The organism is Bacillus salipaludis (genome assembly GCF_004358205.1).
Genome location: NZ_SMYO01000001.1, coordinates 564,698 through 574,612 on the forward strand (window position 1 = coordinate 564,698; position 9,915 = coordinate 574,612).

Annotated in this window: 11 protein-coding genes; 9 read left to right on the forward strand and 2 right to left on the reverse strand. The window is 38.8% G+C overall.

The genetic code is table 11. The features are described 5' to 3' along the window. Positions 1–2: 2 nt before the first annotated feature. The 7 genes from E2K98_RS02705 (at position 3) to E2K98_RS02735 (ending at position 6,411) form a co-directional block, all read left to right on the forward strand. Entirely contained in the window at positions 3–1,106 is a 1,104-nt protein-coding gene (locus E2K98_RS02705) for a YheC/YheD family endospore coat-associated protein (RefSeq protein ID WP_133332745.1), read from the forward strand. Beyond that, positions 1,084–2,445 carry a YheC/YheD family endospore coat-associated protein gene (locus E2K98_RS02710; RefSeq protein ID WP_133332746.1) on the forward strand — a complete coding sequence of 454 codons (1,362 nt, stop codon included), beginning with the start codon at positions 1,084–1,086 and terminating at the stop codon, positions 2,443–2,445. The genes E2K98_RS02705 and E2K98_RS02710 overlap by 23 nt, the downstream gene beginning before the upstream one ends. Next, positions 2,442–3,617 carry a YheC/YheD family endospore coat-associated protein gene (locus E2K98_RS02715; RefSeq protein ID WP_235824691.1) on the forward strand — a complete coding sequence of 392 codons (1,176 nt, stop codon included), beginning with the start codon at positions 2,442–2,444 and terminating at the stop codon, positions 3,615–3,617. The genes E2K98_RS02710 and E2K98_RS02715 overlap by 4 nt, the downstream gene beginning before the upstream one ends. Before the next feature lie 90 nt (positions 3,618–3,707). Continuing rightward, entirely contained in the window at positions 3,708–3,920 is a 213-nt protein-coding gene (locus E2K98_RS02720) for a YheE family protein (protein WP_133332747.1), read from the forward strand. Between the two features lie 74 nt (positions 3,921–3,994). After that, positions 3,995–4,186 (forward strand): hypothetical protein, encoded by a 192-nt coding sequence (locus E2K98_RS02725; RefSeq protein ID WP_372512604.1) that lies wholly within the window; start codon positions 3,995–3,997, stop codon positions 4,184–4,186. A gap of 97 nt (positions 4,187–4,283) precedes the next feature. Then, the gene (locus E2K98_RS02730; RefSeq protein WP_133332749.1) at positions 4,284–5,189 is read left to right on the forward strand and encodes a PucR family transcriptional regulator; all 906 of its coding nucleotides are present in this window, start codon (positions 4,284–4,286) and stop codon (positions 5,187–5,189) included. Between the two features lie 109 nt (positions 5,190–5,298). After that, complete coding sequence (locus tag E2K98_RS02735; protein WP_026574434.1) at positions 5,299–6,411, forward strand: ABC transporter ATP-binding protein; 1,113 nt, start codon at positions 5,299–5,301, stop codon at positions 6,409–6,411. A gap of 34 nt (positions 6,412–6,445) precedes the next feature. Here E2K98_RS02735 and E2K98_RS32195 read toward each other — a convergent pair whose 3' ends face one another. After that, on the reverse strand, positions 6,446–6,598 hold the full coding sequence (locus E2K98_RS32195; RefSeq protein ID WP_308913059.1) for a hypothetical protein: 153 nt from the start codon (positions 6,596–6,598) through the stop codon (positions 6,446–6,448). Positions 6,599–6,949: 351 nt separating this feature from the next. Here E2K98_RS32195 and E2K98_RS02745 point away from each other — a divergent pair, with 351 nt between their 5' ends. After that, positions 6,950–7,159 carry an alpha/beta-type small acid-soluble spore protein gene (locus E2K98_RS02745; RefSeq protein WP_026574432.1) on the forward strand — a complete coding sequence of 70 codons (210 nt, stop codon included), beginning with the start codon at positions 6,950–6,952 and terminating at the stop codon, positions 7,157–7,159. Positions 7,160–7,234: 75 nt separating this feature from the next. On the opposite strand, the gene fumC is transcribed toward E2K98_RS02745, so the two are convergent. Then, the gene (fumC, locus tag E2K98_RS02750) at positions 7,235–8,614 is read right to left on the reverse strand and encodes a class II fumarate hydratase (protein ID WP_133332751.1); all 1,380 of its coding nucleotides are present in this window, start codon (positions 8,612–8,614) and stop codon (positions 7,235–7,237) included. 315 nt (positions 8,615–8,929) lie between these two features. Here fumC and E2K98_RS02755 point away from each other — a divergent pair, with 315 nt between their 5' ends. After that, complete coding sequence (locus E2K98_RS02755; protein ID WP_133332752.1) at positions 8,930–9,553, forward strand: NAD(P)-dependent oxidoreductase; 624 nt, start codon at positions 8,930–8,932, stop codon at positions 9,551–9,553. The last annotated feature ends 362 nt before the right edge of the window (positions 9,554–9,915 follow it).

Genomic DNA, 9,915 nt, shown 5'->3' on the forward strand with positions numbered 1-9,915 from the left:
CTTTGATTGCATTAGGTATTATGACATTAAATATAGATAGTGAGACTTCCTATCTTGATGGAATTGCAGCAAAAGCACACTCTTGCGGTATAGAATGTTTCCGCTTTATCCCTTCCCAAATCCATCCCCATAGCCTTCAAGTAAAAGGAAAAAAATTCGATTCAGAGATAAACCGTTGGGTAGAATGTGAATTTCCAATCCCAACCATATTATATGATCGCTGCTTTTACGGGGAGGATGAGCATTCGAAGCAATGTTTGCCCATTGTATCCTGGTTAAAGAGCAGGGATGATATTACCTTTTTAGGATATGGTCTGCCTAATAAATTAGACCTTTACGAAGCATTACGCAGTTCAATTTTATCCGCTTATTTACCGAAATCATACCCAGTGAATGAAATTACAGGATTGTTAAAAGAACTGGATAAAACAAAGAAAATCATTTTAAAGCCAATTAATGGCTCACAAGGCTATGGCATTTATTATTTAAAAAAGAATGACAAAACCTTCCATGTCAAAACAGAAAAAAACAAAAAAATCATTTCCCACATTTTTCCAAATGAGGCCAAATTAATGGCCTGGTTAAAGACCCTATTGAAGCAGCACAAATACCTATATCAACCATATTTAGAGCTATATAATGACGATTTTCAGCCCTTTGATATCCGCATTTTTATCCAAAAAGACGAAAATGGCGTATGGGTTGAACGAGGGAAAGGAGTTCGAGTCGGAACAACCGGTGGAATCCTATCAAACTTAAGTGCTGGCGGTTCAGCCCAAGACTTTCCTACATGGCTCTCCACCTTACCAGCACACAATAAAGACTTTATTTGCAGTGAGTTGGAATATATTATTACACATCTTCCCCCATTACTTGAAAAAGAGTTTTTACCTTTATTTGAAATTGGTGTCGATATTGGACTTGCGAAAAACGGTTCACTATGGATTCTGGATATGAATTCAAAACCCGGAAGAAAGGTCCTCTTACAGACCCGGAAAGACTTAAAAGAAACTCTTGACCTTGCGCCGCTTCTCTATGGAAAATACCTTTCTCAGTCTGATTTACAAGAAAGGAAGAACTTATATGAGAAAACACTATCGAATTGAGATTGCTCCAAACAACCAACAGATTGTTTTCTGTCCCTCCTCCATCTTGAAGGGAGAAGCAATTAATAAAATCGCATTCGGTTCCAAATCAACCGAGGTTCATTTTTTCCCGCATCCTGATAAGAGTGATCGGATTGTTCTTAGTAAGGCTATCCAGGAAGCTTTGTCTTTACCTGACCTGGCTGTTCCAATGCATGTCTTTTTAGATAAGCAAACTCTCCATATCGGTCCACTGATTGGGATTTTCACCGCTGGCTTCACGCCTTTTCCTGCACAGCCGATGGGAGAGAGAACACAGCTATTTACCAAGCTTCTATCGGTTAAAAATTCAGGGGCCTTGCCTTTTGTGTTTGGTGAACAACATATAGATTGGGAGCAGGGACTCATTAACGGGTTTTTTTACCACAAAAATACATGGCAGACCTTTGATGTTCCATTCCCTAATGTCATTTATGACCGTCTTCCCAATCGCAAAAGCGAAAGGAACCCTAAATTAATTAAAGTGAAAGAAAAGCTTCAAAAGGATTATCTAATTCCCTGGTATAATCCGGGTTTTTTCAATAAACTTGATGTGTATGAAAGACTCCAGCAGGATGGTTTAGCAGCAAACTTTTTACCCGAAACCATCCCGTTTACATCCTTTTCCTTAATTGAAACGATGCTGGCCAAATATGGGCATGTTTATATCAAACCGAAAAATGGTAGTCTTGGATTGGGTGTCCATCAAATTATTTACGATAAACATACGGGCGAGTATTTTTGCCGCTATCAGGATGAGGACTTCGTAAATCGACTACGGAAATTCTCAAGTCTTGAAAAATTATTTCCTAATGTTTTTGCCACTCAACGTTTAGATAAAATGCTTGTACAACAGGGAATTCATTTGCTTCGTCACGAGAAACGGCCGGTTGATTTTCGAGTCCACACTAATAAGGATGAGGAAGGAAAATGGCAGGTAACAGCAATTGCTGCAAAAATTGCTGGCCTCGGCAGTGTAACAACCCATAAGAGGAGCGGTGGGGATATTAAAACACTCGAGGAAATTTTCCTTGGGGAAGAAAATGCACTCTATACCGAAAAACTCTCCCATGCAGCCCTATTGTTAAGTGAAGCCCTCGAACATAATATCGAAGGTATTATTGGAGAAATTGGCTTCGATTTAGGAATTGACCGGAATGGGGACGTTTGGCTTTTTGAAGCCAATTCGAAACCAGGAAGATCAATCTTCAATCATCCCGATTTAGAGGAATTTGACTTATTAACCCGGAAACTTACCCTTGCATTCGCCATCTTTATTACCGAACAATCCATTTTACATCCTGAGGAATTATTCAAATGAAAATTTACTTTGACCCAGTTGCGACACAGTGGTATCAAAGTGAGATGGAAGGGACCTTAACTCTTGGCGGAGAGAAGCAGCCGATTTGCTTCAAGCAAGCCGTTCCGGATTATTTGAGCTTTGAATTGGGGATAAAAAATAATCATCTTGGGCCGCTCATTGGAATCATGACAGCTCAAAAAAGAAATGGGGCAATTACCGGTAATGGGCCCCTCTTTATAGAACTCCAAAAAAAGCTTATTTCACACGGTGGAATAAGCTTTATCTTTACATCCGAAGGAGTTCACGATGATTCTATTGAAGGATTTACATTCCTTCCTGCACAAGAGAATTGGATTAAAATTACTGTCCCCTTTCCTGACCTTGTCTATAATCGAATACCTTTTCGAAACTATGAACAGGCTGAGCAGAGTCAACATGTTTTCCAAATCTTGAAGGAAAAGAATATCCCATTCTTCAACCCATGTTTTATCGACAAAGCTGAACTTCATTTCCTCTTTAAAAATCATCCGATTCTCCAAAATTTTTTGCCTGAAACGATTTTGGCATTTCCAAAAAAAGACCTGTTTTTATTTCTCCAAAAACATGGAAATATTTATTTAAAACCTGCTCAATCAGCCAAAGGAAAAGGAATTTACCGATTAAAACTAATTGAAAATAATGAAATCTTTCTTCAGGGCCTTAAAAGAAATGAAAACTTCCCCACTTTTCAAGCCTTTTGGGAGCACTGGGAGCAGGAACTAACCTCAAAGCATTATTTGGCACAAGAAGAGATTGACTCCGCCGAATTTGAAGGGAATCGCTTTGATTTTCGAATTCTCGTCCATGCAGTGCAAAATGATTATCAAATTACAGGGATTGGAATTCGCCAATCGTATCATCAAGATCTCACTACCCATGTTCCGCTAGGAGGCAGACTTCTCCCTTATCAGCTCCTTCAAACGAATGAACACGATGAATTTATTCAGACAATCGTCAAGCATGCTGGAAAGGTTCTATCGGATGAGCTTGGGTTTTTTGGCGAATTTTCCATTGATGCGTGCGTCAGCGATTCCGGGAATTATTATCTTTATGAAATTAATTCAAAACCAATGAGTTTTGACGAAACAGAAATAGAAACTAGGAAAATTGAAAAGCTTTGCAGCTTATTTTACCAAATCACTAATTTTTAACTTTTTTAATATTTCCATAAATTCAGTATTTCCTTCCTCCCATGAACAAGGTAAGCTAAAAGGGACAACTTACCTGAGGGGATGATTACCTTGCTCATGCATTTTCAGTTTAAGCCGCTCTTTAAAAACCAAAATATTCCCGGCTGGAGTTTTTCCTTTTACTATAAGAAACAAAGATATACGGGCATCTATAATCAAACAGGAAAAATCGAATGGACTCTTGTACCCCCATTACAAGAAGAGGTTGAATGGTTAACTAGTCAGGTTCACGAGCTTATGCTTTACCATGTTTATGATCACTAATCTTTTCTTTTACGTATGAAAATGAGACCTTTCCACAAACTAATTAGGAGAAAATGGGAAAGGGAGCGATAATCTTGAAAAAGGAAAAAGATAATTCAACTCAGCAAGATTTGGAATACGAAGGCCGTGACCAGGTTTTCCTTGATATCGACCGAATGATGAATGAGGGAATGTCCGGCGGATCTGTTCATGCTCGTTATGATTCCACCAATATTGAAGAAGCCCGTGACCTAAAAGAAGAAGAGCCCCCATATGAGGTTGAATAATCTTGGCTGAGCCGTTTTTCGGTTCAGCCTTTTTTCAGCTTTAAACTGTTATAATAAAAAAGGAACTGACAAAAATTTGATATGGGGAAAATGAACAATGTTAAATAAATTATTAGCTTTGTATGATGGAGCAGTTTTATTTCCTAAAAAACCTGATCGTCCATCAGAATCATTTCATGTCTTCTATAACCAGCATGAAAATGAATGGATTGGTATTCCAAAAGGATGCATAACGGATCAAGAATTCATGCTGCTAAAAACTCTTTATGAATGGATTGAATTCCCTATTATCCCGTCAAGTGATCTTTCAAAACGATGGTATGAATTTTTATTTACAAATGGACAACCTCCTTCTTGTGATCATGATATCCAAATTAGATTCATCCATTTCTACTTTAAAGGAAATGACTTGGACCAAACCGAGATTGAATCTGCATTAAAGGGATTTTTTTCGGAAGATGTAATCATCATTTGGGAAAATGGTAATAGTGGCATTTTGGTAGAAGAAAAGAACCAAATGTCCCTCCCGGAGAAAGATTTATTTACGATGTCCGAAACCCTTGAAAGTGACTTTTACGCAAAATCATTCTTTTATATTGGGAAATTCACCCCATTTACGAAAGGGCTTTCTTCGCAATTTTTGCGAGAAAAAGAATACTTTACATTCGGGCAAAATCATCTGACAGAAAGCAGCTTTTTTACCTTTCAACGTGTTTTTCCAGCCTTTCTAACCGTTCAGCTGCCAGATACACTCCGGGAGATGATTCATCAAGAATTGTCAGGAGTGTTTAATGAAGATCCTGATATGTATTTTACGATTAAAACCTTTCTAGAAAATAACTTAAATGCCAGCCTGACTGCAAAAAAATTATATATTCATCGAAACACGCTTCAATATCGAATCGATAAATTTATCGAAAAAACAGGGATTCAATTAAAGGATTTTTTCGGTGCCTTTACTGTCTTTCTAGCCTGTTTACTCTTCGAACATCGATCAAAGTAACATACTGCCCAAAAAAGCGTTTTCATTTTTTGTGCAACCTGTCTATATCGAATTTTCCCCTTTCTTTGTAAACTGAGAATAGAATAAATTGATTAGGGGAGGCAGTTAAATGGCTGAGTTAAAATTAGACCATATTTATAAAATTTATGATAATAAGGTTACTGCAGTTGAAGACTTTAACCTTCATATTGATGATAAAGAGTTTATCGTTTTTGTAGGTCCTTCCGGCTGTGGGAAATCAACAACGCTTCGTATGATTGCCGGTTTAGAAGAAATTTCAAAGGGAGATTTTTTCATTGATGGCAAGCGAGTGAATGATGTCGCTCCTAAAGATCGTGATATTGCCATGGTATTCCAAAACTATGCATTATATCCGCATATGACCGTTTATGATAATATGGCGTTTGGTTTGAAACTTCGTAAGTTTCCAAAGGATGAAATTGACCGCCGTGTAAAAGAAGCAGCCAAAATCCTTGGTTTGGAGCCTTATTTAACTCGTAAACCAAAAGCACTCTCCGGTGGTCAGCGTCAACGTGTTGCATTAGGTCGTGCAATTGTTCGTGATGCAAAGGTATTCTTAATGGACGAGCCATTATCAAACCTTGATGCTAAGCTTCGTGTCCAAATGCGTGCAGAGATTGCAAAGCTTCACCGTCGACTTAACACCACAACGATTTACGTAACCCATGACCAAACCGAGGCAATGACAATGGCGACTCGCCTTGTGGTCATGAAAGACGGTATTATCCAACAAGTTGGTTCACCAAAAGAAGTTTATGAAAAACCAGAAAATGTTTTTGTTGGCGGTTTTATCGGTTCTCCAGCCATGAACTTCTTAAGTGGGAAGCTTGAAGATGGAAAATTTGTCATTGGCAAAAACTCCATCGCCGTTCCGGAAGGTAAAATGAAATACCTTCGTGAGCAAGGCTATGTCGGAAAATCCATCATTCTAGGGGTCCGCCCTGAAGATATTCATGATGAGCCAGTATTCATTGAAGCTTCAATCGGTACAAAAATTTCTGCAAAAGTGGATGTGGCTGAATTAACTGGTGCGGAATTAATGGTTTATTCATCCATTGGCGAACAGGATTTTGTTGCCAGACTAGATTCACGCGCTGATGTTAAACCAGGAGATACCATTGAACTTGCATTTGATTTAAATAAAGCACATTTCTTTGATGTCGACAACGAATTCCGTATTCGACCAAACAATGAAAAATAGGTTCTTCTTTGGAATAAGCCCGTTTTATACGGGCTTATTCTTTTATAAATACAACTGTATCGGCTAAACAGGATGGGCATCGATATAGATGAGGGCACTTATTCCCTGAATATGAATCCGGATATCCATCTTCCATTTTCATTAAATCAATCTCCATATAAGGACTGTAGTCATCATAAAAATCCATCAGTCTTCCACTTTCTAACATAGGATCTCCGCAATTCGTGCATAGTAAGTATACTTCCCGTAATCCATTACATACCGGGCACACTGACATAGCTCTCACCCTTTAGGTTATAAGATGAAATTAGTTTGCTCGTTTTGGAAAACAAAAATAGTGGAATAAACTACCAATCACTCATTCGCATAAGCTTCTCATTTTTAAACATAATAGAGAATACAAAGCAACACAAAAACACAAACACACAGAAACACAGAAACATTTCAACGATGGGTTAGGCCAAGGCGGCAATGGTTCAACCATTATGGTTCAATTCCATACTGACCCCAAATTTATTAAGAGGAGTGTTATTCAACTATGGCAAGTAACAACAACTCTAATCAACTTTTAGTACCAGGCGTTCAACAGGCACTTGATCAAATGAAGTATGAAATTGCATCAGAGTTTGGCGTAAATCTTGGAGCAGATACTACTTCTCGTGCAAATGGATCTGTTGGAGGAGAAATCACAAAGCGTCTTGTTGCAATGGCTGAATCTCAACTTGGCGGCGGCGCATTCAACCGTTAATCAAAGGGTAATTTGGTAAATAAAAAAAATAAATAATATGGCTAAGCCCCCTCTTTCGAAGAGGGGGCTTTCATTTTAGACCATTTTTTCAGGTTTAATCCATTCATCAAATTGATCTGGAGAAACATAACCTGTTTTTTCAGCAGCTTCTTTGAGCGTGGTGTTTTCTTTAAATGCCAGTTTGGCTATTTCTGCAGCTTTTTCATAACCGATATGCGGATTTAATGCTGTGACCAGCATTAACGAATTTTCTACATGCTGCCTGATTATATCCACATTTGCCTCTATTCCTTTTGCACAGTTTTCGTTAAAGGAGCGCATTCCGTCAGAAAGTAATGTAATCGACTGAATTAAATCAAAGATAATCATTGGTTTGAACACATTTAATTCAAAGTTCCCCTGACTTGCAGCAAAGCCGATAGCAGCATCATTTCCAAAAATCTGGCAAACAACCATTGTTAAGGCCTCACTTTGAGTAGGATTTACCTTCCCTGGCATAATCGAACTTCCCGGCTCATTAGCAGGAATACTGATTTCACCGATACCGCTTCTTGGACCGCTGGCAAGCCATCTTATATCATTGGCTATTTTCAATAAATCGGCAGCAAGTGCTTTTAATGAGCCGTGAACAAAAACAATTTCATCATGACTGGTTAAAGCCTGAAATTTATTTTGTGAGGAGCGAAAGGGATGCCCCGTCAGCTCTGAAAGTTTTTCAGCCATTTTAGCTCCAAACTCGGGATGTGCGTTGATACCGGTTCCTACTGCTGTACCGCCAATCGCCAAGTCAAGTAAATATTGGCAGGCATCCGTGATCATTTTCTCATTTTTTTCAAGCATCGCTCTCCAGCCGCTTATTTCCTGGCCTAATGTTAGTGGAGTTGCATCCTGAAGATGAGTTCTCCCAATTTTAACTAATCCCTTAAAGGAAATCTCTTTTTCCTCTAGTGTGTTTTTTAGTTCTTGAAGCGAAGGAATTAAGTGCTCAATTAATTTCTTATAAGCGGCAATATGCATGGCGGTTGGGAAGGTATCATTCGAACTTTGTGACATGTTTACATCATCATTAGGATGTATTTTCTCTGCTTTCCCCTCCCCTTTTAGCCTTTCATTTGCACGATTCGCAATCACTTCATTTACATTCATATTCGTTTGAGTCCCGCTTCCTGTCTGCCAGACTGCCAGAGGAAAATGCTCATCATATTTCCCGTTAAGAATGTCATCACATACACTCTTGATGGCCTCCATTTTTGTTTCATTCAACTTTCCAAGTTGCCCATTTACCATTGAGGCTGCTTTTTTTATGTAGGTTAAAGCATAAACCATTTCTAATGGAATTTTTTCTCTTCCAATTTTAAAATTTTCCTTACTGCGCTGTGTTTGTGCCCCCCAGAACTTATCCGCAGGCACATGAACCTCTCCTAGTGTATCCTTTTCAATTCTGAAATTCTCCAAAAAACCCACCTCACTTGTTTTTTCCTCTACATATATATTCCCATTCTTATCCATTTTATTTATAAAAATGGTGGAGGGGGCTTGTGTTAAATTAAAAAACTGCAGACAATCTGTCTGCAGGCTTATACTTTCACGATGGTATATATAATATAATAAGATAGGATTAAAAAACTTCCGATTGTCAGCACTACAGAATACTCAGACATACACATGTCCCTCCTTATAAATATACTTAAACAATTTTAAGTTATCATAGGAAGCAGCGTAATCCTGTGATAAATATCAACAACTTTAAGGTTAGGAAGTGAACTTTTTGTGAACATTTGCCTTTTGGGAGCAACAGGGAGAGTGGGTTCGATTATTTTAGCTAACGCCCTTTCCGACCAACATGATGTACAAGCACTTGTAAGATATCCAGATAAACTATCCTTAAATAAGGATTCCCGGTTATCGATGATTAAGGGGAATGCTTTAGAAGAAAGTAAAATTGCTCAGGTGATCCAAGGTGCGGATGTAGTAGTTAGTGCCTTGAATACGGATGGCATGTCTACACTTTCTGATTCCATGCCACTGATTATAAAAAATATGAAGAGCGAAGGGATTAAACGAATCGTCACGATTGGTAGTGCCGGAATTCTACAAGCCCGTTCAGCACCTCAGCTTTATCGTTTTCAATCAACGGAATCAAAACGAAAAACGACCCGTGATGCTGAGGAACATTTACGTGCTTATTTAATTTTGAAAGAATCAGGCCTTGATTGGACGATTGTCTGTCCGACGTATTTACCGCTTGGTGAAAGAATCGGGCAATACCGCTATGAAAAAGATGTTCTTCCGAAAAATCCTTCGTCGATTTCTGTTTATGATACGGGTGATTTTGCCTATCAGCAATTGTTTCGTGAGGATTTTGTTGGTTTTCGGGTGGGGTTGACTTATTAGTTTTTATAAAAAACCTCTGTTAAACTTAGTTGTTGATTTCCGCTCCAGGATGCTCGCTTTCCGCGGGGCGGGCGGTGAGCCTCCTCGGCACTTGAGCGCCTGTAGGGTCTCACCTGTCCCGCTGCTCCCGCTGGAGTCTCGCACCTTCCGCTCCAATCAACGTTTTTAAAAATCAACATTGTCCTTTTACACAGCCTATAAGAAAGTAGGGACACCTCTCTCGAGGCTTCCCCCTTATCAAACCGTACGTGCCCTATTAAGGCATACGGCTTACCAAATGTTACAATGTTTATCAAGAGGATGCATTCCAGGCATTTTGCATCTTTTGTAAGCGATGAGGGGTAAAATATTCCTCACCTTTT